Origin of the sequence: Streptomyces nidicola (assembly GCF_050106155.1) — a bacterium.
Lineage (GTDB): Bacteria > Actinomycetota > Actinomycetes > Streptomycetales > Streptomycetaceae > Streptomyces.
Window position 1 is genome coordinate 9,165,360 of the sequence record NZ_JBNBPI010000001.1, and the last position, 25,430, is coordinate 9,190,789.

At 71.3% G+C, this 25,430-nt stretch carries 21 protein-coding genes; 17 read left to right on the forward strand and 4 right to left on the reverse strand.

What is annotated here, in order from left to right; translation table 11 throughout:
* Positions 1-200 precede the first annotated feature (200 nt).
* The 4 genes from ACOKM3_RS41395 (at position 201) to ACOKM3_RS41410 (ending at position 5,547) form a co-directional block, all read left to right on the forward strand.
* Positions 201-674 carry a MarR family winged helix-turn-helix transcriptional regulator gene (locus tag ACOKM3_RS41395; RefSeq protein WP_426906455.1) on the forward strand — a complete coding sequence of 158 codons (474 nt, stop codon included), beginning with the start codon at positions 201-203 and terminating at the stop codon, positions 672-674.
* A complete protein-coding gene (locus tag ACOKM3_RS41400) occupies positions 671-3,394 on the forward strand; it encodes an FUSC family protein (RefSeq protein ID WP_426906456.1) in 2,724 nt (907 codons plus the stop codon). The genes ACOKM3_RS41395 and ACOKM3_RS41400 overlap by 4 nt, the downstream gene beginning before the upstream one ends.
* 123 nt (positions 3,395-3,517) lie before the next feature.
* Complete coding sequence (gene ctaD, locus ACOKM3_RS41405; protein WP_426906457.1) at positions 3,518-5,212, forward strand: aa3-type cytochrome oxidase subunit I; 1,695 nt, start codon at positions 3,518-3,520, stop codon at positions 5,210-5,212.
* A complete protein-coding gene (locus ACOKM3_RS41410; RefSeq protein WP_426906458.1) occupies positions 5,209-5,547 on the forward strand; it encodes a hypothetical protein in 339 nt (112 codons plus the stop codon). The genes ctaD and ACOKM3_RS41410 overlap by 4 nt, the downstream gene beginning before the upstream one ends.
* 47 nt (positions 5,548-5,594) lie before the next feature.
* On the opposite strand, the gene ACOKM3_RS41415 is transcribed toward ACOKM3_RS41410, so the two are convergent.
* Positions 5,595-6,365, reverse strand: a complete 771-nt coding sequence (locus tag ACOKM3_RS41415; protein WP_426906459.1) for an AraC family transcriptional regulator — start codon at positions 6,363-6,365, stop codon at positions 5,595-5,597.
* A gap of 71 nt (positions 6,366-6,436) precedes the next feature.
* Between ACOKM3_RS41415 and ACOKM3_RS41420 the strand changes: the two genes are divergently transcribed.
* Positions 6,437-7,657, forward strand: a complete 1,221-nt coding sequence (locus ACOKM3_RS41420) for an MFS transporter (protein ID WP_426906460.1) — start codon at positions 6,437-6,439, stop codon at positions 7,655-7,657.
* On the opposite strand, the gene ACOKM3_RS41425 is transcribed toward ACOKM3_RS41420, so the two are convergent.
* A complete protein-coding gene (locus ACOKM3_RS41425; protein WP_426906462.1) occupies positions 7,632-7,991 on the reverse strand; it encodes a Ser-Thr-rich GPI-anchored membrane family protein in 360 nt (119 codons plus the stop codon). The genes ACOKM3_RS41420 and ACOKM3_RS41425 overlap by 26 nt on opposite strands.
* Positions 7,992-8,333: 342 nt before the next feature.
* Between ACOKM3_RS41425 and ACOKM3_RS41430 the strand changes: the two genes are divergently transcribed.
* Positions 8,334-8,831 (forward strand): DUF5709 domain-containing protein, encoded by a 498-nt coding sequence (locus ACOKM3_RS41430; protein ID WP_426906463.1) that lies wholly within the window; start codon positions 8,334-8,336, stop codon positions 8,829-8,831.
* A 31-nt stretch (positions 8,832-8,862) separates the two neighbouring features.
* Here the strand turns inward: ACOKM3_RS41430 and ACOKM3_RS41435 are convergent, their stop codons facing one another.
* A complete protein-coding gene (locus tag ACOKM3_RS41435) occupies positions 8,863-9,033 on the reverse strand; it encodes a hypothetical protein (protein ID WP_426906464.1) in 171 nt (56 codons plus the stop codon).
* 143 nt (positions 9,034-9,176) lie between these two features.
* On the opposite strand from ACOKM3_RS41435, the gene ACOKM3_RS41440 reads away from it, so the two are divergent.
* The 3 genes from ACOKM3_RS41440 to ACOKM3_RS41450 all read left to right on the forward strand — a co-directional run bounded on the left by ACOKM3_RS41440 (position 9,177) and on the right by ACOKM3_RS41450 (position 12,323).
* Positions 9,177-9,509 (forward strand): YkvA family protein, encoded by a 333-nt coding sequence (locus ACOKM3_RS41440; RefSeq protein ID WP_426906465.1) that lies wholly within the window; start codon positions 9,177-9,179, stop codon positions 9,507-9,509.
* A gap of 87 nt (positions 9,510-9,596) precedes the next feature.
* Positions 9,597-11,105, forward strand: a complete 1,509-nt coding sequence (locus tag ACOKM3_RS41445) for a pectinesterase family protein (protein WP_426906466.1) — start codon at positions 9,597-9,599, stop codon at positions 11,103-11,105.
* Positions 11,106-11,114: 9 nt separating this feature from the next.
* Positions 11,115-12,323 (forward strand): hypothetical protein, encoded by a 1,209-nt coding sequence (locus ACOKM3_RS41450; RefSeq protein WP_426906467.1) that lies wholly within the window; start codon positions 11,115-11,117, stop codon positions 12,321-12,323.
* A 42-nt stretch (positions 12,324-12,365) separates the two neighbouring features.
* Here the strand turns inward: ACOKM3_RS41450 and ACOKM3_RS41455 are convergent, their stop codons facing one another.
* Positions 12,366-13,583 (reverse strand): GntR family transcriptional regulator, encoded by a 1,218-nt coding sequence (locus ACOKM3_RS41455; protein WP_426906468.1) that lies wholly within the window; start codon positions 13,581-13,583, stop codon positions 12,366-12,368.
* A 207-nt stretch (positions 13,584-13,790) separates the two neighbouring features.
* Here ACOKM3_RS41455 and ACOKM3_RS41460 point away from each other — a divergent pair, with 207 nt between their 5' ends.
* From ACOKM3_RS41460 to ACOKM3_RS41495, 8 genes are all read left to right on the forward strand, one after another.
* Positions 13,791-15,095 carry an ABC transporter substrate-binding protein gene (locus ACOKM3_RS41460; protein ID WP_426906469.1) on the forward strand — a complete coding sequence of 435 codons (1,305 nt, stop codon included), beginning with the start codon at positions 13,791-13,793 and terminating at the stop codon, positions 15,093-15,095.
* 40 nt (positions 15,096-15,135) lie between these two features.
* A complete protein-coding gene (locus tag ACOKM3_RS41465) occupies positions 15,136-16,065 on the forward strand; it encodes a carbohydrate ABC transporter permease (protein ID WP_426906470.1) in 930 nt (309 codons plus the stop codon).
* Positions 16,062-16,973: a carbohydrate ABC transporter permease gene (locus ACOKM3_RS41470; protein ID WP_426906471.1), complete on the forward strand. Its 912-nt coding sequence runs from the start codon at positions 16,062-16,064 to the stop codon at positions 16,971-16,973. The genes ACOKM3_RS41465 and ACOKM3_RS41470 overlap by 4 nt, the downstream gene beginning before the upstream one ends.
* Before the next feature lie 2 nt (positions 16,974-16,975).
* Complete coding sequence (locus tag ACOKM3_RS41475; protein ID WP_426906472.1) at positions 16,976-18,919, forward strand: hypothetical protein; 1,944 nt, start codon at positions 16,976-16,978, stop codon at positions 18,917-18,919.
* A 34-nt stretch (positions 18,920-18,953) separates the two neighbouring features.
* Positions 18,954-19,721 carry an RraA family protein gene (locus ACOKM3_RS41480; RefSeq protein WP_426906473.1) on the forward strand — a complete coding sequence of 256 codons (768 nt, stop codon included), beginning with the start codon at positions 18,954-18,956 and terminating at the stop codon, positions 19,719-19,721.
* Positions 19,722-19,793: 72 nt separating this feature from the next.
* Positions 19,794-21,707 carry a right-handed parallel beta-helix repeat-containing protein gene (locus ACOKM3_RS41485; RefSeq protein ID WP_426906474.1) on the forward strand — a complete coding sequence of 638 codons (1,914 nt, stop codon included), beginning with the start codon at positions 19,794-19,796 and terminating at the stop codon, positions 21,705-21,707.
* A gap of 85 nt (positions 21,708-21,792) precedes the next feature.
* Entirely contained in the window at positions 21,793-22,959 is a 1,167-nt protein-coding gene (locus ACOKM3_RS41490; RefSeq protein WP_426906475.1) for an extracellular solute-binding protein, read from the forward strand.
* The gene (locus ACOKM3_RS41495; RefSeq protein ID WP_426906476.1) at positions 22,956-25,364 is read left to right on the forward strand and encodes a glycoside hydrolase family 95 protein; all 2,409 of its coding nucleotides are present in this window, start codon (positions 22,956-22,958) and stop codon (positions 25,362-25,364) included. Before ACOKM3_RS41490 ends, ACOKM3_RS41495 begins: the two co-directional genes overlap by 4 nt.
* Positions 25,365-25,430: the final 66 nt, after the last annotated feature.

Consider the following 25,430-nt stretch of genomic DNA (forward strand, 5'->3'; position numbering starts at 1 on the left):
GGCGGGGTCGCGGTCGCGGGGCTCTGCCCCGGGCCCCGCGGGCTCTCGTCGGAAGAGCGGGGCTTGAAAGATCGGGGCTCCGCCCCGGACCCCGCTGCTCGAGCGCCGCAGGGGCTGGGAATGCCCACCCACCGCCGAAAGCACGGGGCACCCGCCCCCGCCCACCAGTCCCGTGTAAGTCCCATGTATATTCTTTCTATATGCATCTATCTCCGGGATCCCTCGACGCCACCGAGGCCCAGCGCATCGAAGGTGCCGCCAGAGGGCTGCTGCGGGGGATCGCTCAGCTCGGGCAGTCCCTGTTCCGGGAAGGCGAGTTCGGGCTCACGCGGAGCCAGGTCGCTCTGCTCGACGCGCTGGAGGGCGGGCCGTGCCGGGTGACCGGGCTCGCCGCCCGTACCGGCATGGCGCAGCCGCGCGTCACCGTGCTCCTCCAGAAGCTGGGGGAGGCCGGGCTCGTCGAGCGGCGGCGCTGCGAGGACGACCGGCGCGCCGTCGAGACCTCGCTGACGCCCGCGGGCCGCGCCCTGCTCGAAACGGGGCGGCAGCGGATGGCCGCCGCCCTGCTGACCGCGCTCGAGAGCGGCGCCGTCGACGACCCGGAGCGCGCGGTGTCCACCGCGCGGGATGCGCTGAACACCCTGTTGAACGCCATGGAAGCGGAGGCCAGTTGACCACCCCGGGCACCCTGCCGGACCAGCACACAGCCGCGAGCGACGCCCCACCAGGGGCCGACCTCGCACCCCACCGGGTCGCAGGACCCCGCAGATGGTGGGACTGGGTCCTCGCGGCCGACCCCGGACTCGGTCAGCTGCAGACCGGCTGGCGCACCCTCGTCGCCATGGTGACCGCGCTCGTCGTCGGCTACGCGATGGCCGAGGCGCTCGGCATCCCCGACATGATCGGCATGATGGTCGCAGGGATGATGGGCCTGATGAGCGCCTTCGCGGTCGCCGAGAACACCTGGGACCGCCTCGCCCGCGCCATCCTGTGGATGCCGTTCCCCTACACCGCCGCGCTGTGGCTGTGCGCGACCCTCAACGGCGAGCGCGTACCGCAGATGGTGCTGATGATCGCGGCCCTCGCCGTGACCTTCCTGCTCGCCAGGTTCGGGTCGATTCCGCTGGTCACCGGCATGATGCTGTTCAACGGCATGATGGTCGGCATGCTCGCGGGCATCCCCGTCGCGCTCGTCGGCAAGGCGTTCGCGGTCGCCCTGGTGTCCGCCGCCGCCGTCCTCGTGACGCGGCTGGTGCTGTGCTACCCGATGCCCCGCGAGGACCTGCTGCGCACCCAGCGCGCCTTCGTCGTCGAGGCGCGGCGCGTCGCCGACGCCGCCGTGGACGCCGTCGACCCCGACGCCGACCAGGAGCGGGCCGTGCGCCGCATGGACCGCTCGCTGCGCCGCCTCAACATCACCACCGTGACGATCGACGGCCGGCTCGCCCAGCCCGAGGTCGCCGCCGACCCCGACGCCGCCGAGCTGCTGCACCGGCACCTCTTCGACGCCGAACTCGCGCTGCGCGGCATCGGTCAGGCCGTCCAGGAACTGACCCGCCTCGACGTCCCCGAGCAGCTGCGCGAGGCGCTCGCGGTCGGCCTCGTGCTGGCCCGGGACACCCCGATACGCGAGGCCGAGGGCCTCCAGCCGGCCGCCGCCCACATCCAGGAGCGCGCCGAGGCGATCCTGGCCGACCCGGCCGCCCCCGCCGACGACGTGGAGGCCGCGGTCCTCGCGCGCCGCGTCGGCCACCTCCTCGACTCCCTCGCCCGCGCCCTGCACAACTGGCTCACGCTCGGCGCGAGCGCCGTCGCGGGCAAGGCCGAGGTGCCGTTCAAGCCGACCGTCGCCCTGGAGAACAACCGGCTGCCCGGCTCCGCGGGCCCCACCCGCCGCGTGCTCGCCGGGACCACCGAGTCCGGCTGGCGCCGCGCCATCCCGTACATCCGGGTCCCCGCGCACGCCGCCGTGGCCGCCGCGATCGTCGTACCGATCTCCGACGCCATCGACCCGCACCGCTTCTACTGGGGCCTGGTCGGCGTGATGATCACGCTGTTCGGCACCAACACCACGCACGAGCGGCTGCGGAAGTTCGGCCACCGCATGGTCGGCACCGTCATCGGCGCCGTCCTCGGCATCCTGCTCGTCCACCTCATCGGTCGCGACCACGTCTACTGGACGCTCGCCGTCATCGTCGCCGGACTCACCTTCGGCGCCTGGGGCATGGCCCGCGCCTACGCCTGCTGGGTCGTCGGCCTCGTCGTCGCCCTGTGCCAGCTGTACGCGATGACCACGCCCGAGAGCGGCATGGACCACCTGCTGGGCGAGCGGCTCCTGGACAACGGCATCGGCGTCCTCGTCGCCACCGCCTGCGCCGCGCTGATCTTCCCGCTGGCCCGCCGCACCGTCGTCCAGGAGGCCGAGCGCGGCTACGTCGACGTACTCGCCCAGGTCGTCGCGCAGGTCGAGCAGCGCTGGACGCAGCCCGACACCCCGGTGCGGCTGCGCGGCGCCGCCCGCGCCGTGGACGCCGCGCTGCTCCAGGTGCAGTCCGTCGCCAAGCCGCTCGTGCGCATGCCGGTCGGCGTCAGCGGCCCGGCGGCCGAGCACCGCGTCGCCCTGCTGACCTCCGCCACCGGCCACGCCCGCGCCCTGGCCTCGGCCGCCGACATAGACGTGGACCTGCCGCCGCGGCTCGTCGAGCGCGCCCGCCTCGTCACCGCCACGGTCACCGCGTCCCTCAAGGAGCTCGACCGGTTCTTCGCGACCGGCGAGCCCGAGGGCACGTACCGCAGGGTCAGCCCGCTCCTGCGGGAGCTGCGCTCCGAGCTGGCCCCGGCCGGCTCCGGGCAGCGCGCGCTGCGCCTGCACACCGCGCTGCGCGAACTCGACGCCCTGGACGAGACGTTGGCCGCGTACGCCGAGCAGGCGGGCCTGCCCGTGGCCACCGGGAACGGCGCAGCGCAGCGGCCCGCGTCGCCGATGCAGCGCCGCACCCGCGCGGTGATGGCGGCCTGGGGCGAACCGCGGCCCGAGCCGCAGCCGCAGGCACAGGCGCAGCCCCGGCCGGCCCCCACGCCCAAGCCCGCCCCGCAGGCGCAGGCTCCGCAGCAGCGTCGTGAAGCGGCCCCCGTGGGCCGGGCCCGCGTCACCGGCCGGGTGGAGTGCGCCGAGCACCCCGCGGGCTGCCCCGCTTGGATCACCGTGATCAGCGCCCGCGGCAAGCGGCTCGCCAAGGCCGCGGTGGCTCAGGGGAGTTACACGGTGGAGGGGCTGCCCGCGGGCACCCACACCCTCGTGATCTCCGCGTCGCAGCACACGCCGCGCGCCGAACTGGTCAGCGTGGAGGACACGTTGGGCGTCGTACAGCACGACATCCGACTGTCGCACTGACGGTCCGCTGCTGCATTCGAGGGAACCGGGGACGCGCGGGCGCGCGTGTCCCCGCTTCCCGCGCGGACGTCCGCTAGTCGTGGTCGTGTCCTGTCTTACAACGGCCAAGGAAGCGACTACCTGATGACGTCCCTGGAGAGCGCCGCGAGCGCCGAGGCACCGGATTCGGAGGCCGCCCACGCGCGGCAGCCCGGTGCCGTGGTGATCAAGTGGCTCACCACCACTGACCACAAGACGATCGGCTCGCTGTATCTGATCACGTCGTTCGCGTTCTTCTGCGTCGGTGGCATCATGGCGCTCTTCATGCGCGCCGAACTGGCCCGCCCCGGCATGCAGATCCTGTCGAACGAACAGTTCAACCAGGCCTTCACGATGCACGGCCTGATCATGCTCCTGATGTTCGCGACGCCGCTGTTCTCCGGCTTCGCGAACTGGATCATGCCCCTGCAGATCGGCGCCCCCGACGTCGCGTTCCCGCGACTGAACATGTTCGCCTACTGGCTGTACCTGTTCGGCTCGCTCATCGCGGCCGCCGCCCTGCTCACCCCGCAGGGCGGCCCGGACTTCGGCTGGTTCATGTACGCGCCGCTGTCCGACGCGATCCACACCACGAGCATCGGTGCCGACATGGGCATCATGGGCCTGGCCTTCTCCGGCTTCGGCACCATCCTCGGCTCGGTCAACTTCATCACCACCATCATCTGCATGCGCATGCCGGGCATGACCATGTTCCGCATGCCGATCTTCACGTGGAACGTGCTGCTGACCGGTGTGCTGGTCCTGCTGGCCTTCCCGGTGCTGGCCGCCGCGCTGTTCGCCCTGGAGGCGGACCGCAAGTTCGGCGCCCACGTCTTCGACGCGACCAACGGCGGCGCGCTGCTGTGGCAGCACCTCTTCTGGTTCTTCGGCCACCCGGAGGTGTACATCATCGCCCTGCCGTTCTTCGGCATCGTCTCCGAAGTGATCCCGGTCTTCTCCCGCAAGCCGATCTTCGGCTACTCGGGCCTGGTCGGCGCCACGATCGCGATCGCGGGTCTGTCCATCACGGTGTGGGCGCACCACATGTACGTCACCGGCGGTGTGTTGCTTCCGTTCTTCTCGTTCATGACGTTCCTCATCGCCGTGCCAACAGGCGTGAAGTTCTTCAACTGGATCGGAACGATGTGGAAGGGCTCGCTGTCCTTCGAGACACCGATGCTGTGGTCGGTCGGCTTCCTCGTGACCTTCCTGTTCGGCGGCCTGACCGGCGTCATCCTGGCCGCGCCGCCGCTGGACTTCCACATCTCGGACTCGTACTTCGTGGTGGCGCACTTCCACTACGTGGTGTTCGGCACCGTCGTCTTCGCGATGTTCGCGGGCTTCCACTTCTGGTGGCCGAAGATGACCGGCAAGATGCTCGACGAGCGTCTCGGCAAGATCACTTTCTGGACGCTCTTCGTGGGCTTCCACGGCACGTTCCTGGTGCAGCACTGGCTGGGTGTCGAGGGCATGCCGCGCCGGTACGCGGACTACCTCGCGGCCGACGGCTTCACCGCGCTGAACACGATCTCGTCGATCTCCGCGTTCTTGCTGGGCCTGTCGATGCTGCCGTTCTTCTACAACGTGTGGAAGACCGGAAAGTACGGCAAGAAGATCGAGGTCGACGACCCGTGGGGCTACGGCCGCTCCCTGGAGTGGGCCACCTCCTGCCCGCCGCCCCGGCACAACTTCACCACCCTGCCCCGCGTCCGCTCCGAGTCCCCGGCCTTCGACCTGCACCACCCCGGCGTCTCCGCCCTCGACCACGCCGAGAACCGGCACGAGGACGCGTCCGCATGAGCAGCACCGAGCACGACGTGAACGCGGGAATCCAGCAGATGGAGGGCTATCTGCTGTGGAACTCCAAGGTCACCGAGGCCCATGCGCAGGCCGAGGCGTTCACCGACCGGCTCGAATGGCTCACCGGGGCGCAGCGCGAGGAGGTGCGGCGCGTCTTCGTCGAGGAGCGCCTCGTATTCCACCGGGCCGCGCTCGGCCAGATCGTGGCGCGGGCCGCGGAGCTGCGCACCGAGTACGACAAGCGTTACGAGCGGCTGAAGGCGCGCTGCGTCGGCATCTGCGGCGGAGTCCTCGTCGGCTTGATGGGCGTGGCCTCGCTGGTCGCCCTGAAGTGACGTACGCGCGCGTGCTCGCTCGCCTCAAGTGAGGTACGCGCGCGTGCTCAGGTGAAGTACGCGGTCGGCGGCGTGCCCAGCGCCCGGCGGAACATCGCCGTGAACGCGCTGGGCGTCGCGTAGCCGACCGCGCCGGAGACCGTCGTGACGGGCACGCCCCTGGCGAGCAGCGTCACCGCGTGGACGAGCCTGGCCTGCTGCACCCAGCGGGCCAGGCTCATTCCCGTCGCGGCGGCGAACCGGCGCTGCAGACTGCGCGCGCTGAGATGCGCGTGCGCGGCCGCCTGCCCCGTCGTCCAGCGCTCGTCGGGCCGCTCCCGGATCGCCGCGCACAACGCGTCGAGGTGCGGATCCCTCGGCGTCGGCAGGTGCAGCGCGGGCACCGGGTGCGGGGCGAGCTCGTGCAGCAGCAGGTTCATCAGGACGCCGTCGCGGCCCTCGTGGTCGTACTCCACCGGGATCCGGGTCGCCTCCTCGATCAGCTCGCGAAGCAGCGGGGAGACGGAGACGACGGTGGGTGCGTCGGGCAGGCTCACAGCCGCGCCGGTGGCGATGTACAGGGTGCGCATGGACACGGCTCCCGCGCAGGTCATCGCGTGGGTGAGACCGCCGGGGATCCAGGCGCCGCGGGTGGCGGGGACGACCCAGGTGCCGTGCCCGGTGGTGACGGTGATGGCGCCCGTGGTGCCGTAGATCAGCTGCGCGCGCCGGTGGTGGTGCGGCGGGATGTGATGCCCGTCCGCCAGGTCACGGGCCATCGCCGCCAGGGGCCGGGGCACGTCCTGGTAGTCGTCCCGATTCTCGCTCTTGCCGTACATGGCGCACTCTCGACAGGTATTGGCCGGACCACGAAAGTGTGCCATCCATCCGCGCCCTAACGTCGCGGTATGTGAACGCCGCACCTCCCAGAACCCAAGCCCTGACGGTCCTCCTCGCGGTCACCTGCGCCGTGACCGCCGCGAACGTCTACCTCTGCCAGCCGATGCTCGGCTCGGTCGCCGCCTCCCTCGGCACGTCCCCCGACGCGCTGGGCGCCGTACCGACGGCCACCCAGCTCGGCTACGCGCTCGGCATCCTGCTGGTCGTCCCGGCCGGTGACAGCCACGACCGGCGCCGGATCATCCTCGCCCTCGGCACGGCCTCCTCCGTCGCCCTTGCCGCCTGCGCCCTCGCACCCTCGGTGACCTTTCTCGCGGTGGCGAGCTTCGTCGTCGGGCTGTGCTCGCCGGTGCCGCAGCTGATCACCCCGCTCGCCGTCGCCCTGGCCGACGAGGGCGGGGGAGGGCCGGGCCGCGGCCGCACCGTGGGCGCGGTGCAGGGTGGCCTGCTCGTTGGGGTGCTCGCCTCGCGCGCGTACGCGGGAGCCCTCGCCGAGCTCGCCGGATGGCGCACCGTGTACGTCGCGTCCTGCCTGCTCACGCTGGCGCTCATGGGCGTGCTCGCCCGCCGGCTGCCCAGGGTGCGGGGGCGTTCCACCGCCTCGTACAAGACGGCACTGGCCTCGCTGCCCGGCCTCGCCCGGCAGCCGCTCGTGGCGCGGGTCGTGGTGTCCGGGGCGCTGGTCGGCATCGCGTTCGGCGCGTTCTGGACCACCCTGACGTTCCTGGTCACGGACACCTACGGGCTCGGGTCCTCCGCCGCCGGGATGTTCGGCCTCGTCGCCGCCGTGAGCGCGCTCGCCTCGCCGTACGCGGGCCGGAGCGCGGAACGGCTCGGCAGGCGCGGGGCGATCGCCCTGCTGACCGGGCTCGTGCTGGTCGGCTGGCTGGTCATGCTGCCGGCCGGGGGCGGCTCGCTCGTAGCACTCGTCGTGGGCGTGATCGTCCTCGACGTCGGCGTGTGGGGCGGTCAGGCCGTCTGCCAGACCGTCCTGTTCACCCTCGACCCGGCCGTGCACAGCCGTCTCAACACCGTGTACTTCACGCTGCGCTTCCTCGGGATCGCGCTGGGCTCGCTGGTCGGCACCATGGCGTGGGGCGCGGGCGGCTGGCCGGGCGTCGTGGTCACCGGCATGGTCGCGGCGGCCGCCGGGCTCGCCGTCGGGGTGCTGCCGCTGCCGGCGCGGGTGAAGAGGCCGCAGCAGGTCAGCCCACCGCGAATGAGGGGCTGACGCCGCGCTCGCCGTTCTCACGGCTTACGAGCTCGATGGCGTAGCCGTTGCCGTCCGGCACGTTCGGCAGGACGGTGGACGTCTGGCTGCGCGGCGCCGCGGTCAGCCGCGACGCGAGCTGCACGACGCGGGCGTCGTCGCCCCGGACGAGCCACATGTCCAGCTTCTGGCCGGTGGGGTTGTTCCAGGTGACGAACATGCTGGCGCCCGAGCTGTGTACGGAGCCCGCTGCGGGCTCCGTGACGGTCAGGGACTCGGCCTGGGCCGGCTCGGCCAGGGGCGCGAAGGCCAGGAGCGGCGCGGCGGCGAGAGAGAGGAATCCGGTGCGGCGCATGCGACGACCTCGTTCCGTCGGATCGATGGGACAGATGGCGAACAGATGCAGATGCAGATGCAGATGCGGATGCGGATGCGAATGGTGAATGGGGATGAACCGAGAGTTACGGAAGTGGACAAAAGGTTCTCTTCCCGTCCTCGCGGCCGGACCCGAGCATTCGGCCGCAGGCCCCGCCCCACGAGGGACGGATCCGTCCCCGAACCGGTGGTGTCGGCAGGACAGGCCGGGTCTTGCGGGCGCATCCTCGCGCACGCGCGCGAGGCCCCCGAAGCGGCCGGGCGGCGCGTACTGGTGCACGCTTGATATGAGACACGGAGCGAGGAGACGAGGTGACGCGGCATGACCGAGCGCAGCGACGACTCGGCCATGGGCGACGAGGTGTATCAGCCCTCGGGCCCTGACGTGCGGGACGACGAGGGCATCCTCGAGGTCGAGGACACCCTGAACGACCGTGGCGTCGACCCGTACGACGAGGGATGGTCACCACCCGAGCGCCCACTGGCCGTCGAGCACAGCGGCAACACGGCGGCCGAGCGGCAGGCGGGCGAGACGCTCGACGAGCGCCTCGCGGAGGAGCGGCCCGACCCCGTCATCGACGCGTACGAGGCGCTGGAGTCCGGCGAGGAGGACGGCGACGACGTGGGCGATCTGCGCGACGGCGACGGCGAACCACTGGACTCAGAGGTCGGCACCCGGCGCGCCGGCCGTCTGATCGCACCGGACGAGGGCGCCCATGAGGACGCCGAGAAGGACATGCTGGCCCAGGACGCCGGCTACGGCGGGGGAGCGGCATCGGCGGAAGAGGCCGCCGTGCACGTGGTGGACGACGAGACCTGAGGTCCGTACGGGGCAGGGCCCCGGCCCCGGGTCACTGGCCGAGGGCCGTCGCCGTCAGCATCAGCGCGGCGGCGGCGAACGCCGTCACCAGTGCCAGGATCGGCGGGCCGAGGGCGACGTCACCAGTCACCATCCGCCGCGCCGTGATGCCTATGCAGATCACGCCGATCCCTCCAAGGATCATGGCCACGAAGATCAGCACTGCCGGCCCCTCCTCCTCACGACCCCCGCGTGTGTGTTCGGATAACATCCTCGCCCGGCGAGCCGCCCGTCGCACGTGGGGGATTGCCCGCCCCACACCGTCTAGCCTGGGACGTCTCGCCCGCACGCCCCAGGGGGACCGGCATGGACAGCACCACGTGGATCGTTCTCGGCACGATCGCGGCAGTCGCGATGCTGGTGGCTGTCGTGGTGCTCCTGGTCCGGGTGTTCAAGGCGCGCAAACTGCTCGTCGACGCCGGCATCCCACTCCACAACAAGGCACTGTTCTGGGCCGCCATCGCCTACACGATCTCCCCGGTCGACCTGCTGCCCGACCCGGTCTACCTCGACGACATCGGGGTGCTTCTGGTGGCGCTGAAGATGCTGCACGGTGCCGCACACCGGGCGGGCCTGCGTGGGGGCGGGCCCGAACTGTCCGGGCCTGCCGCCAACAAGGGCCGCACAAAGGAGAGTTGACCGTCGCAGCAGGGCTTCTCAGGCGGTGACCCATGTGCTTCCATCTCTGGCATGCCACAGGCATGCCAGAGATGAGGGGCAGGTTCCATGAGATCGATGTTCCGTCAGCTCGTGTCCACGATCCGCCCGCAGTTGCGGGCGGGACCCCTGGTGGCCGTTCTCCTGTTACTCGGCGCCGCGCCGCCGACGACCGCCGCCACCGTCGCATCCGGGCGCGCCGTGTCCTTCGCGCCCGCTGGTACGGACGCCGGGGTGTGCGCCGACACCCCGTTGCGCCCCACCTTCGACTCGGCCGTCCGCCTCGGCAAGGAGGGGCGGCTGACCGTGCACCGCGCGGACGGCAGCGCGGCGGACGTCATCGACCTCGCCGACCCGGCCACGTATCAGCGACTGATCGGCGATGCCCGCTCCGACTACGGAGAACCGCACCGCTGGACGTACGAGCCCGTGGTCGTGGACGGGCGGACGGCCACCGTCGTCCCGCACCACTCCCTCGAACCCGGGCAGGAGTACTACGTCACCGTCGACCCGGGCTTCTTCCTCGGATTCCCGGGCGTCGGCTCCCCCGATGCCTGGCGTTTCAGGACGGCGGCGGGGCCGCGCCCCGGCAGCACGAAACTGAGTGTCGACGCACGCGGCGGGGGCGACTTCTGCACCGTGCAGGGCGCCGTCGACTTCGTCCCGCAGGGCAACACCCGCAAGGTCACCGTCGACGTCGCGCCCGGTACGTACCGGGAGATCGTGTACGTCGGACAGGGCCGGCCGCACCTGCGTGTCCGCGGCGCCGGAGCGGGCCGGACCGTCATCGGCTATCCGAACAACAACCTGCTCAACGGGGACAGCGCGATGGCCGATGTGCCGCCCGAGCAGAGCTACTGCCCGCGCCGCGTGCTGCCGCAGCCCGACCGGTTCAACTGCTGGCGCGCCGCGTTCGGCGTCGACGCCGACGACTTCCGGCTGAGCCGCGCCACCGTGCACAACATGACGCCCGAGGGCGGCTCGCAGGCCGAGGCGTTCCGCGGCAACGGCGACCGGATCGTCCTCGACCACGTACGCGTCGTCAGCTTCCAGGACAGCCTGCGGCTTCAGGGCCGCGCGTTCGTCACCGACAGCTACGTCGAGGGCGACGTGGACTTCGTCTGGGGCACCGGTGGCGTCTTCGTCCAGAACTCCGAGCTGAAGGCGCTCGACATCGGGTACATCAGCCAGATCCGCAACGACGCGGACGGGCCCGGCAACGTGTTCGTCAACACCCGCCTCACGCGGGCGAGTTCGGTGCCCGATGGAAGCGTGCTGCTCAGCCGCATCGACAGCCGTTTCCCGACCAGTCAGGCCGTCTTCATCGACACGGCCATGGACCGGCACATCGCGCCCGTCGGCTGGGGGCTCACCGGCTTCGACTGCGCCACGGCGCAGGGGCTCAGGTTCTGGGAGTACGGCAGCAAGGACCTTGCGGGGGCGCCTGTCGACACCAGCGCGCGACTCGCCTGCTCGCGGCAGCTCACCGCCGGCGAGGCGGGGGAGTGGCGCGAGCCGGCCCGGCTCCTCGACGGCTGGGACCCGCGTACCGACTCCGCACGTACCGAAGGGAAGTGAGGCAGCGTCATGACAGCGGTCACGAGAAGAGGTCTGCTCGGCGCGGTGGGAGCCACGGGCGCCGGTGTCGTGGTCGGGGGCGTGGCGCCCGCCGCGTTCGCCCAGGAGCCGGCCGCCGTGGCGGCGGCGCGGCCCCGGCCGGTGGCCCCGGTCGACCAGGAGATCGCCCGGGCGCACAGCATCGACTACAGGGCGCTTCCTCAGCAGGTCGTGGGCGTCGACGTCGAAGAGCTGATGACGGTGCACAGCGAGGGCGACGTCGCGCCGCTGCGGGAGCGTCTGGTCGCCGAGGTGTGGAAGTCCGCCGACGGGAAGCTCCCCGACGCGCTGCCGAAGGTCCAACAGGGTGTCGCGGCAGAGGAGTTGCCCGCCTTCACCGGTCTGCGCCGCATCGACCGGCTCACCGCGGAGCTGCCCTACGGGCTCCGCGTCCACATGTACCTGCTGCTTCCGCGCCGGACCGCGGGGCACGGCCGGTTCGCGCTCTACCACAACGGGCACGGCGAACCGCTCGACACCATGCAGCGCACCGTGCAGGCACTCATCGACGCCGGGTACGGCGTGCTGCTGTGCGCCATGCCGCTCTACCACTGGAACCCCAAGGAGATGCGCAGCGCCACCGACCCGGACACGGTCGTCACCGTCGGCAACCACAACGAGTTCGAGCCCTGGGAGACCCCCGGGTTCTCCACGCTGCGGCTGTTCCTCGAACCGCTGGCCCTGGGGGTCAACCATCTGCGCCGAGCCTACGATCCGCCGTCCCTGCAGATGATCGGGCTCTCCGGGGGCGGCTGGGCGAGCACCGTCTACCCGGCGCTCGACCCCCGGATCACCCGCAGCTACCCGACCGCCGGGTCCCTGCCGTTCTTCCTGCGCTCCGCTCCGCCCAAGCCGAGCCCCACCACGGGCGACTGGGAGCAGCGGCTCGACCGGCACCCGGCGTTCTACCGCATCTGCGACTGGCCGGATCTGTACGCGCTCGCCGCGGTCGGACGCGACCGGCGGCAGCTGCAGATCCTCAATCGCTTCGACGCGTGCTGCTTCAACGGCGTCGGTCACCGCAGCTATGAGCCCGTGGTCCGCCAGCGTGTTCAGGTCATCGGCAACGGGCACTGGGAACTGCTCGAGGACGCCACGCACGAAGAGCACACCATCAGCCCGTACGCGCTCGACGTGATCCAGTGGGACCTCGACGTCAACTGTGCGGGACGACCGTGACATCCGCGGGGCCGGGGCAACTCGTCCCGGTCCCGCCGCGCGCTACGGCGCGGGATGCTCCTGCCGGTACCGCGAGGCCTCGCCCGCCGCATGCGCCGCGAACAGGGACGCCGTCTGCGCCGGGTCGCCGTGCCGGAGTGCCTGGAGCAACTCGACATGCAGCTCGGCCATCTCCCGCCAGTCACCGCCGTAGCGCGGGTTGCTCACCACGTGCAGGCCCCACATGTTCGGCTCGATGATGCGCCACAGGCGCAGCAGGATGCCGTTCCCGCACGCGGCGCAGACCGTCCGGTGGAAGGCCATGTCGGCGTCCCGGAAGTCCCCGATGCTGCCGTCCTCGGCGGAGCGCCGCATCGCCTCCACGCTCTGTTCCAGTCGGTGCCCGAACTCCTCCGTGAGCCGGCCCGCGGTGCGCCGCGCCGCGTACATCTCGAGCAGCACACGGATCTCGCGCACATCGCGCGCCTGCTCGTCGGAGACCTCGGTGACGTAGGTCCCGCGATGCGGCTGGGAGTTGACCAGGCCCTCGTGCGCCAGCCGCTTGACCGCCTCGCGGGCGGGGGCCTGGCTGGTGCCCACCCTGCGGGCGATGTCGGACTCGACGATGCGCTGGCCCGGCGCGAGTTCGCCGCTCACGATCAGATCGCGCAGCATTGCATAGACGTGGTCGGAAAGCAGCCTCCGGGGCAGCGTGGTGGCGTCGGCCCCCGCGGGTGCGACCGGAACCGGGGCGGCGGCGGATGCGGAAGCGGCGGCGAGCGCGGAGGCCGGTGCGACCCCACCTTCCGCGGACCGGGGCGCGCGCGTCCTGATCCCGGCCGCGGCCCGTCGCTCCGCGCCCGGAGTGTGCTCGCGCAACGCCGACTGCTCGTGCCAGATCCGGGCCACCGTCGACTGCGAAAGACCCAGTTGCTCCGCCAGGGTGCGGGTGGAGGGGACCGGCTCGCCGCGCGCCTCGCGCTCGATCGCCGCGCCCACGAGCCGCTCGGCGTCGGCCCGCGCCGAACTGCGCGGACGGCCCGAACGAGGGGCATCCGCAAGGCCGTCGAGCCCTCGCTCCGCGTAGCGTCGCGCCCATTTGGTGACCGTCGCAGCGCTCACCCCGAGATCCTGGGCCACCTCTTGGGCGGAGAGACCGTCGGCGCGTGCGAGGACGATGCGGCTGCGCAACCGCAACGCTCTCGACGTGTCCCGGGTCCACGTGCTGAGCACGGTGCGATCCGTCTCGCTCGGGGGCGTGAACTCCTGCTGCTCCCTCATGCGCTTCTCTCCTCGCAGGACGCGGACTTTTGACTCGTTCGGGCGCCGAGCTCCATGAAGCATCGTCAACTTTTGGGTGTGCGCACTGTCTTGACGCTGTTTCGGTAGGCACTTATGAAGTAATCGCTGCTCGATTATTGACCCAATAAACCATGCTGTTCCACTGCGCCCCGGCGCCCCGGCGCCCCGAGCCGACCTGGAGAACCCATGCGGAACCGGCGAACGGCAACAAGTGCACGATCCCGCACCCTGGCCCGGACGGGCGCGGCAGCGGCGCTGCTCATGGCGGTGAGCGCCTGCGGCGGCGGTGGCTTCTCGGGCGGCGGTGACACCGGCAAGGGGGACGCGAAGGACGGCGGCGGGACGGTCCGGGTGCTGGTCAACATCACTCCGAACCTGACCAAGAAGTTCTGGAACGATCTCGTCGCCCCGTTCGAGAAGGCCCATCCCGGTGTCGACGTCAAGATCGAGGCGCCGACCGGCAAGGGAGTCCCGGACACCCTCCAGCAGCAACTCGCCGCCGGCGACGCCCCGGACGTGGTGGAGACGCTGCTCCCGGACAAGACCCTCGCCCCCCAGATGCTCGACCTCACCGACGAGGCATGGACCAAGAACACCCCACTCGTGCAGGAGGCGTCCCTCGACGGACATGTCTACGCCGTCGGTGTGGGCGAACAGGCCCAGTCGCTCGTCTTTTACAACAAGGACGCCTTCACCGAGGCCGGAATCCGTGAACTGCCGGAGAATCTCGACGAGTTCACCGCCGCCCTGGGCAAGCTCAAGAAGGCCGGGTACCTGCCGCTGCAGACCTCCGGCGACTTCGCCACCGGCCTCCAGCTGCTCCAGTTCACCGATCCGGCGCTCGCCCAGCGCCACCCCGACTGGTACGGCAAGGTCAACTCCGGTGACCTGACGGTCGGTTCGTCGATGCTCCCGTACCTCAAACTCTACAAGTCGTGGATCGAGAGCGGCTACATAGACAAGAACGCCCTCGGCGTGAAGTACGCGGACGGTGAGACCAACTTCCTCACCGGCAAGTCCGCGATGTACGTGATGGGCAGCTGGTTCACCGCCACCGAGGCCGCCGCGAAGAAGGACTTCGAGGTCGGGGTGTTCGCCGCGCCCGTCGAGAAGGGCCAGAAACACCCTGGCCCGCAGGGCGCCACCCTCGCGGCCCCGTACATGATCCTCAAGAACTCCGGGGAGAAGAAGCTCGCCCGCGACCTCGTCGAGTTCCTCGTCACCGACAAGAAGGCGGTCACCGCCCAGCTGAAGCAGGACGGCAACTTCCGCTCCGGCGTCGAGCGCGAGCTGAGCCCGCTGGAGCGGGACGTGCAGCACATCCTCGACGCCGCGCCGGACAAGGTCGCCCAGGGCGAGGGGTACGGCGACGACACCCTGCCCAAGGGCTTCAACGCCGCCTGGAACACCGAGGTGCAGGGCCTCTACGCGGGCCGCTCGCCCGACGACGTGGCCAAGGCCGTCGACCGCTGGGTCGAAGCCCACTCCTGACCCCGGCCCCGGGCCCGACCGTCGTCACAGAAGGGACGCCATGCACACAGCCACCCGAGCCGGCCGACCGCCGCGCCCCGGCCGCCGCACCGCTCGCGACCGCCGCGCGGGCCTGGCCACCACCGTCATGGTGCTGCCCGCGACGGTGCTGTACACCGCGCTGCTCGCCGTCCCGGTGGGACTGGCCGCCTACCTCAGCCTCACCGACTGGGACGGCTTCAGCGCGAGCCCCGCCTTCGTCGGCGGCGCCAACTACGCGGCGCTCGCCGACGATCCGGATCTCGGCAGGGCCGCCTGGGTCACGCTGCTGCTCGGCGGAGTCGGCACCGTCGGCCTGAACGTCCTCGGCCTCGGCTTCGCGCTTCTGCTCAACGGGACGTCGCGCGTCAACACGTTCTTCCGGATGGTGCTGTTCTACCCGCACGTCCTGTCCGCACTGGTCGTCGGCTTCCTGTGGAGTGCCATCCTCGGCACGACCGGCGCGGTCAACGGTCTGATCACCTCGCGCGGCGGCGACGTGCTGCCGTTTCTCGCCGACCCCCGGTGGGCGCTCGCCACCTTGGTGTGCGTCGTCGTGTGGTCGGCGTTCGGCGTGAACGTGGTGCTGTACCTGGCCGGACTGCAGGCCGTGCCGCGTTCGCTGACCGAGGCCGCCCGCATCGACGGGGCGAGCAGGTGGCAGATCCTGCGCCATGTCACGCTCCCGGCGCTCGGCCCGTCGATCACGATCAACATCGTGCTGTCCCTGGTGACGCTCCTGAAGACGTACGACCTGGTGGTCTCGCTCACCGGCGGCGGCCCCGCGGGACAGACACAGACGCTCGCCTACCTCATCCTCTGGAACTCCTTCCACGACGGCCGCCTCGGCCTCGGCTCCGCCCAGTCCGTGGTGCTCATGGTGGTGACGGCCGCGCTCGCCCTGGCCGTGGCCCAGTTGCGGCGCCGCGGGGAAAGCGCGGTGTACTCATGAGCCTCGACAGCCTCCCCAAGCGGCCCGCGACCGCGCCGCCGAAGCCACCCGCCCCGGTGCGGGCGGACCCGCCCCGTCGGCGAGGCCCCGGCCGCACCGCACGCCTGACGTTCCTGACGGTCGTCGCGCTGTTCATGCTCGTGCCGCTCTACGTCCTCGTCGTCAACGCCTTCAAGTCGCAGCCGGAGATCCTCTCCGACCCCTTCGGCCTCCCGACCGACGGCACCCTGAAGCCCCTTCAAAAGGCCCTGCGGGGCGACGAGTTCGACCTCGTCCAGGGCTACGCCGTGACCATCCTCTTCGTCGTCTGCGTCAACGTCCTGTCCATCGCGCTCGCCGGACCGGTCGCGTACGTCATCGCCCGCAGCGCGCGCCGCCGCTACCGCGCCCTGATGCTGTTCTTCCTCGCCGGCACCTTCATCCCCAGCCAGGTCCTCGTCATACCGGTCGTCTACGTCCTCAAGACGTTCGGCCTGATGGGCACGGTGCGCGGCTTCGTCCTCTTCGAGACCGTGCTCACCCTGCCGTTCTCCGTCTTCCTCTACGCCGGGTACATCACGACCGTCCCGCGCGAGGTCGACGAGGCGGCGGCCCTCGACGGCTGCGGGCCGATCCGCACCTTCTGGCGGATCGTGTTCCCGCTGATGCGACCGGTCGTAGCCACCATGGTCATCCTCAACACCTTCTCGGTGTGGAACGACTTCGTGAACCCGCAGATCATCCTCGGCCCGGGCAGCGGCCTGTACACGGTGACCACCGGCGTCTACGCGGCCGTCAGCCAGTACCAGACGGACTACACGGTCGTCTTCCCCACGCTGCTGCTCGCCGTGGCCCCACTGATCGTCTTCTTCGTCTTCATGCAACGCCACATCATCAGCGGCCTGACGGCCGGCGCGACGAGAGGCTGACCGTGACCGATCCCGACAGACCGCCCACCCTGCTGACCGCCACCGTTCCCGTCGGCACCCCGCCCGTCTGGGCGATCCTGCAGCGCCGCCTGTTCGACGTGCTCGACGACGCCTGGCGTGCCTTCGCCGACCGCTACTGCGCACCCGACGGCAGTCTCTACTACTCCGGTCCCGTCGCCGACCGCGACGGCGGCGACGACTTCTACGAAGCGTTCTTCAACTGGCCCGTCCTCTACCGGCTCGGTGGCTCCGACGAGCTGCTCGACGCAGCGAAGCACCACTGGCGGGGCGTCACCGAGCAGCTCACCGAACTCGGCCTGGTCGTCGACGAGTTCGAGCGCGGCTACGACTGGTTCCACCTCGGCGAGTCCATGCTCCTGTTCTACGGGATCTGCGCCGCCGACCCGGCCGACCCGGAATTCCGCTCCCGCGCCCACAAGTTCGCCGACCTGTACCTGCCCGGCTCCCCGGCCGGCAACTACGATCCCGCCGCCCGCATCATCCGCGCCCCGCACAACGGTGCCGAGGGCCCCCGCCCCGGACTGCAGAAGGAATGGGCCTCGTACGGGGCGGAGTTGGGGATGATGCGTCCCTTCGGCCTGCCGCTGCACGACCTCGGCACCATCGCCACCTGGGACGACCTCGCCGACCCGGACAACGCCCGCCGGATGGGCGAGGCCATGAACGCCCGGATCGGTCACGGCGACACCGCCGTCGACCTCGCCGCCACCAGCCTCGCCGTCAACGCCTGGCTGTACGGTCACGACGACCGCTACCGCGACTGGGCCCTCGACTACCTGGGCGCCTGGCACGAGCGGGCCGCGGCGCGCGGCGGCGTACTGCCCGACAACGTCGGTCCTAACGGCGTCGTCGGCGAACTGCACGGCGGCCGCTGGTACGGCGGCCTGTACGGCTGGAGCTGGCCGCACGGCCTGTACAGCGTCGGCAACGCCGCCGCGATCGCCTCCCTCAACGCCGCGTTGCTCGGCGGCGCCGACGAGCTGCTCGACCTCGGCCGCGCCCCGCTCGACGAGGTCCTCGCCCACGCCGTCGAGGCACCCGTCACCGGCACCGACATGAGCATCAGCGACCGCTGGCACGCCGAACTCGGCGAGGACGCCGACCGGCCCACCCTCCTCGTGCCCAACCGGTACGCGGACGACGGCTGGTTCGACCACCAGCCGCCCCAGCTCGCCCTGCCGCTGTGGCTGTGGCACGCATCCGGTGCCGACGCCGACCGCGAACGCCTCACCCGGATCCGCAAGGCCTCCGGCTACGACTGGCGCACGGTACGCGCATTCCGCAACAAGGAGGAGGGCGGCCACGAGGCACCCTGGCTCGCCTACCTCGCCGGCGACAACCCCGACTACCCGGCCGAGATCCTGCGCGTCGCCCTCGGTCAGGCCGCCCGCCGCCTGGAACTCATCACCGCCGACCCCACGGACCCGGCCGGCCTCCACATCCACCACTGGCAGCGGGTCAACCCCGTCCTGACCGAGGCGCTCCTCCAACTCACCACCGGCACGCCCCAAGTCCTCTACAACGGCGGTCTGTTGCCCACTCGAATCGCCTACTGGGACGGGCGGCGGGGCCGCCCCGGACTGCCGCCCGACGTCGCCGCCCTGGTCGACACCGTCACCCCCGACCGCGTGCGCCTGGAGCTCGTCCACACCGGACACAGCTACCCCCGCACCGTCGTCGTCCAGGCCGGAGCCTTCGGCGAGGACCGCATCGACGCGGTACGCACCGAGACCGCCGACCCCGGTCACCCGGGCGACCCTCGCGCCTACACCGCACCCGAGGTCACCACCCGCACCGCCGACATCCCGGTCGGCGCGGGCCACGTGACCGTCGAGCTGCCGCCCGGCCGTCGCATCCGTCTCGACCTGCGCCTCACTCCGCGCCACCGGCGGCCCGCCCACCAGTCGGCCGTCCCCACCCGCTGACCCCGCATCCACCCCCCCGCCCTAAGGAGACTTCGTGGCCGACGAGCCCATCTGGGACCTGCCCGTACGCGGCCCCCTGCCCGCCCCCGCCGACAGCGACATGGTGAAGGCCCTGGCCGCCGTGTCCTCCGCCACCGCCTGCGCCAAACTCCACGCGCAGGGCATCCGCCGCACCTTCGTCAGCGGCCCGCGCCCGCTGCGCCCCGGACAGAAGATCGCGGGCAGGGTGCGCACCCTGCAGTTCATGCCACAGCGCGAGGACATCGCCTCGGGCCTCGGCCAGGAGTACGTCGAGCGGTACACCGCCCTGTGGGCCGTCCTGGAGACCATCGAGCCCGGCGACGTCCTTGTCGTGCAGGCCTACGGCTCGCAGAGCACCGGCTGCTTCGGCGACATGCTCGTGCGCTACTTCCAGCAGAAGGGCGGCGCGGGCCTCGTCATCGACGGCTGCTTCCGTGACGCGCCGCGCGTCCGGGAGACCGGCGTACCGATCTGGTCCACGGGCGTCACCCCGCACTACGCCTCCCAGGCCGAACTCTTCCCCTGGGCCTACGACGTCCCCGTGGCCTGCGGCGGCGTCCTCGCCCTGCCCGGCGATCTGCTCGTCGCCGACGACGACGGCCCCGTCGTGGTGCCCCGGCGCACCGCCCCCGACATCGTCGCCGCCGCCCGCGACCACGAGCAGTGGGAGCGCTTCAGCCGCGCCCGCATCGAGGAGGGCGGCGCCCTGACCGACTACTACCCGCTCACCCCCGACACCCGCGCCGAGTACGAGCGCTGGCGCGCGACCGGAAGGGGGTGACTCGCGCACCCGAGCACCGAGAACGCGCGCAGACACGGACCCGTACGACCGTCCACGTGGCAAGGAGGCCCCGTGACCCGCACATCCGTCACCGCCGCAGCACGTCTCAGCAGAATCACCCGGCTCCCCAGACTCGGCCTGCTCGGCGCCGCCGGGCTCCTGCTCGCCGCGGGAGTCACTCTGCCCGGCACCCCGTCGGCCGACGCCGCCGGCGACTGCAGCCCGACCGAGCTGTACGTCGCGACCGACGGCAACGACAAGGCGAAGGGCACCGAGCAGAGCCCCTTCAAGACCGTGACCCGGGCCCGCGACGAGATCCGCGACAAGGGCCTCAACCGCCCCGGACGCATGAAGTGCGACATCGAGGTCAACCTGCGGGCCGGGGACTACCCGGTGGGCAAGACGATCGGCCTCGACGAGCGCGACTCGGGCACCGGCGGCCACAAGGTCGTCTACCGGAGCGCGGACGGACCGGGCAAGGCCCGGCTGACCGGCTCCGTCCCGGTCACCGGCTGGGAGGCGTACAAGGACGGCGTCTACCGCGCCAAGGTCCCGGTCGACCAGCCCTTCTACACGCTGTACGACGACGGCCAGCGGGTCACCAACGCCCGCTACCCCAACCGCAAATCGGCCGACGAGTGGGCGCCGTACATGACGTCCTACCTGCCCGAGCCGACCTACGAGGCGGTGCACACCTGGCTGTGGGCCAACCCCGGCGACTGGAACCCCGACTGGGACATGAGCCAGGGACGGGTGACCGTGTGGTCGGGCGGCAGCTGGTCCTGGTTCACCGACACCGTCGACATCCGCGACTACAACATGAAGAAGAGCCAGCTCACCTTCAAGTACCCCACCCGCTTCGCGCTCCACAACAGCGGCGGCGGCTCCCGGTACTTCCTGGAGAACTCGATCGACTTCCTCGACCAGGCCGGCGAGTGGTATGCCGACCGTAAGGGCGGATACCTCTACTACAAGCCGCAGGGCGGCGACATCGCGAAGGCGGAGGTGCGCAGGCCCGTCGTCAAGACCGTGCTCGACCTGGCGGGTTCGTCACAGAGCAAGCGGCTGCACGACGTGTCCTTCGACGGGCTCGGTGTCACGCAGACCGACTTCCCCGACTGGTACCGCTACGGCTGGAACGAGTCCGGCGACTCCGGCGTGGTGCACGAGTACCCCACGTACGACCGGCAGATCGAGATGCCCCGCAATCGCTTCGGCGCGATCCGGCTCACCAACACCACCGGTATCGATCTGACCCGTATGCACATCACCGACACCGGGTTCACCGCGATCTACCTGCTCACCGCGAACGATCACGTACGCGTCGCGGACAGTCTGCTGGAACGGATCGGCGCCGACGGCATCCGCGTCGAGGGCCCCTATCCGGGTGAGGGCGACGTCGCGCACGAGAACACCTTCACCAACCTCTTCATCGACCATGTCGGCGAACTGGTGCCCGGCGACGCCTCCGGCATCGAACTGCAGGACACCGGACGCAACACGGTCAGCCACATCGTCGTCAACCACAGCGCCCGCTACGGCATCAGCCTGCGCAGCCGCCCCGAGGTCGCCACCAACGGACAGACCTACACCGACGGCAACAAGATCAGTTACGTCCGCCTGGAGAACACCGGCCTGGACAGTGGCGACATGGGCGCCTTCTACACGTACGGCCTGCAGAACGACCCCGAGGACCACCCGATCGTCAACTCCCTGAACCAGGTCGTGATCGGCGATGTCATCCCGGACGCCTCCATGCCGGACTCCGGCACCCGCGGTGTGCACATGGACGCGGGCGGCTGCGGCTGGGCCATCTCGAACGTGCAGGTCGGCAAGGTGACCGACCAGAAGTACCAGGCCTACCAGTGCAACAAGGTCACCAACGGTGACTGGGAGGACGGCTTCGACGCCTCCCGCATGGAGTACGACAAGATCGGCGTCAAGGACTCGTTCCCGTACCCGAAGCCCGGTACGGCACAGGACTGACGCGCGCGACCGACGGGCGGGCCCGACGGCTCTCCGGGCCCGTCCGTCACCCCAGTCAACGCACCGCTCTTGTGCAGGAGTCCGTATGAATCCCACGTCGAGCACCCCCATCGAGGCGCCGCCCACCACGACCGACGCGCTGCGCGGTGTCAGCCGGGACAAGGCGGGGACCCCGTCGCCGCTCACCGAACTCTCCCGGATCGACGCGGGACTGCCGCCGGGCTGTGAGACCGTCGGCCTGCCCGTGGTGTGGGACGCCTGGACGGCGGGCGGTCCCACCGTCGAGCAACTCGCCGCCAACTACGACCTGTTGACGATCGACCACGCCGACCTCGGGGACGCCGTCGCGGCCGGATGTCTGGTGCCGGTGGATGAGCTCGTCGGCGCCGCGGCGCTGGAGCGGTGGCGGGCGGGCGCGATCGGGCCCGCGTTCGCCGCCTACGAACGCAGTGGTCGGGCGTGGGCCGTGCCCTACCACGTGAGTGCGCAGATGTCCGCCGTGCGCGCGGACCTGGCGGCCGCCGCGCGGCTCCCCACCACCTGGGACGATGTGGTCACGTCCGCCGTGCCGCTCACCGTGTGCCTCGGCGGCGAACATGCCCTCCTCACCCTGAGCGCACTGTGCCTGAGCGACAGTGAACGCCTGGGTGAGGGTGCGGAGTTCGTCTCCCGCGAGGGCGGGGTGCGCGCCCTCGAGCGGCTCGCCGCGCTGGTCGCCCGCAGTGATCCGCGGCTGTGGCACCGCGGTCCGCGTACCGTTCTGGAGGCGCTGGCGCAGGGCGACGGACCCGTGTACTGCCCGCTGGTCCCGGGGTGCGCCACCGCCACCCGCAGCGGCCGCCACCCGCTCGCCTTCGGTGCGCCGCCCGCGGCCCGCGGTGTGCTCGCAGGCACCGGGCTCGCGGTGTCGCGGCGCCGCGCACACGACCCGCTGATCCGGGAAGCGCTGCGCGACCATCTCGTGCGACTGCTCGCCGACCCCGTCCAGTGCGGCCTCTTCCCGGTCACCGGTGCCCAGCCGGCCTCCCGCGCCGCCTGGGCCGATGCCCGCGCGGGCCGCCGCTGGGGCGGCTTCTACCGCGCCACCCTCGACACCGTGGAGACGGCGTGGATCCTCCCGAACCACCCCGGCTTCCCGGCCTTCCAGCACGCCGCGTCCGAGCTGCTGCGCGCCGCACTCGTCGAGCACCGCGCGCCGGTATCCGTCGTGAGCGACCTCAACAGACTTTACCGACAGAGGAGTTGCACATGAGAGACGTCAGCAGACGCGGAGTGCTCGCGGCGGCGGGCGGAACGGCGGCCGCCACCGCCCTGCCTCGCACGGCCGCCGCGGCCACCACCGCCTCCGCCCCGACGGACTCCGACAACCCGTTACGACTGTGGTACCGCGCACCCGCCGAGGAGTGGCTCGAGGCGCTGCCCGTCGGCAACGGCCGGATCGGCGCCATGGTGTTCGGCGGCACCGACACCGAACACCTCCAGCTCAACGAGGACAGCCTGTGGGCGGGCAGTCCCCACGACTACAACCGCCCCGACGCCGTCGACCACCTCGCCGAGATCCGCCGCCTGGTCCTCGCCGAGAAGTGGTACCAGGCCCAACAGCTCGTCGACGCGCACTTCATGGGCAGCCCGAGCGAACAGGCCGCCTACCAGGTCCTCGGCACCCTCGACCTCGACCTCGCCGAAGCCGGCGAGGTCACCGACTACGAGCGCGAACTCGACCTGACGACCGCGCTCACCCGAGTCCGCTACACCCGCGGCGGCGTGCGCCACACCCGCGAGGTCTTCGCCAGCACCCCCGACCAGGTCATCCTCGTACGCCTCACCGCCGACACCCCCGGCGCCGTCGGTTTCACGGCCTCGTTCAACACCCCGCAGGAGGCCAGGAGTTCGGCGCTCGACGCCCGGACCGTCGCCCTGGACGGCGTCAGCGGGCCGTGGCAGGGGCGCGACGGAGCCGTCCGGTTCCGGGCCACCGTGCGTGCGGTGGCCGACGGCGGCGGCGTCCGCACCGACCCGTCCGGAACCCTCACGGTGACCGGCGCCGACGCGGTCACCCTCGTCGTCTCCCTGGCCACCAGCTACCGCAACTACCGGGACGTCGACGCCGATCCGGCCGAGCGTGCCCGCCGCCACCTCGACCCGGCGGCCGGCACCCCGTACGGGAAACTCCGCGCACGCCATGTGGCCGACCACCGGCGGATGTTCGGCCGGGTCGCCCTCGACCTCGGCACCTCCGAGCGGACCCTGCTGCCCACGAACGAGCGGATCGGGCAGTTCGGCGACGGCAAGGACCCGCAGTTCGCCGCGCTCTACTTCCAGTACGGCCGCTATCTGCTGATCTCCTGCTCGCGCGCGCCGGGCCAGGCCGCCAACCTGCAAGGCCTGTGGAACGACAGCATGGCCCCGGCCTGGGAGTCCAAGTACACCGTCAACATCAACTTCGAGATGAACTACTGGCCGGCCGGCCCCGCCAACCTCGCCGAGTGCTGGGAACCGGCCGCCACGATGATCCACGAACTGGCCGAGAACGGCGCCCGCACCGCGAAACTGCACTACGGCGCGGGCGGCTGGGTCACCCACCACAACACCGACGCCTGGCGCGGCACCGCCCCCGTGGACTTCGCCCAGTACGGCATGTGGCCCACCGGTGGCGCCTGGCTGTCCCTGATGCTGTGGGAGCGCTACCGGTTCACCGGCGACGAGGCGGCGCTGCGAGCCGACTACCCGGTCCTCAAGGGCGCGGTCGAGTTCTTCCTCGACACCCTCACCCAGGAGTCCGAGCACGGCTGGCTGATCACCAACCCCTCGCAGTCGCCCGAGGTCACCCACCACCAGGACGAGGGCGAGTCCGTCAGCATCTGCGCCGGCCCCACCATGGACATGCAGCTGCTGCGCGACCTCTTCGACGCCTACCGGCAGGCGGCCCGCGTCCTCGACATCGACCCCGGCCTGCGGGAGCGGGTGGCCGAGGCGCGCGAGCGGCTCGCGCCCACCCGCATCGGGTACCTCGGCCAGATCCAGGAGTGGCTCGTCGACTGGGAGGAGGCCGCGACGGTACGCAGCCGCCATGTCTCCCACCTGTACGGACTGTTCCCCAGCGCGCAGATCACCCCGCGCACCACACCCGACCTCGCCGCGGCGGCGGTCAAGAGCCTGGAGCTGCGCGGCACCGCCGGACAGGGCTGGTCCCTCGCCTGGAAGATCAACATGTGGGCGCGGCTGCTCGACCGCGAGCGCGCCTACAAGCACCTCGCCGACCTGCTCACCCCGGCGCGCACCGCGCCCAACCTGTTCGACCTGCACCCGCCGTTCCAGATCGACGGAAACTTCGGCGGTGTCTCCGGCATCACCGAGATGCTGGTGCAGAGTCACACCGACGACATCGAGCTGCTGCCCACGCTGCCGACCGCATGGCCCACCGGCTCGTTCCGCGGGCTGCGGGCGCGCGGCGGCTTCGAGCTCGACGCGCACTGGGCGGACGGCGCTCTCACCGCCGCGAGCGTCCGCTCGCTGCAAGGCCGTGAACTGCGGCTGCGCACCGACCGGCCGGTCGACGTGGCAGGCGCCGACCGGGTCGAACGCCCCGAGCCGAACGTGGTCGTCTGCGCGACGCGCAAGAACGGCGTGTACCGGCTCGTGCCCCGGAAGGCGTAGCCCCTCCGCGTACGGCGCAGCCCCTCCCGCAACACCCTTCCCCCTTATCCGACTTGAGGAGTTCTG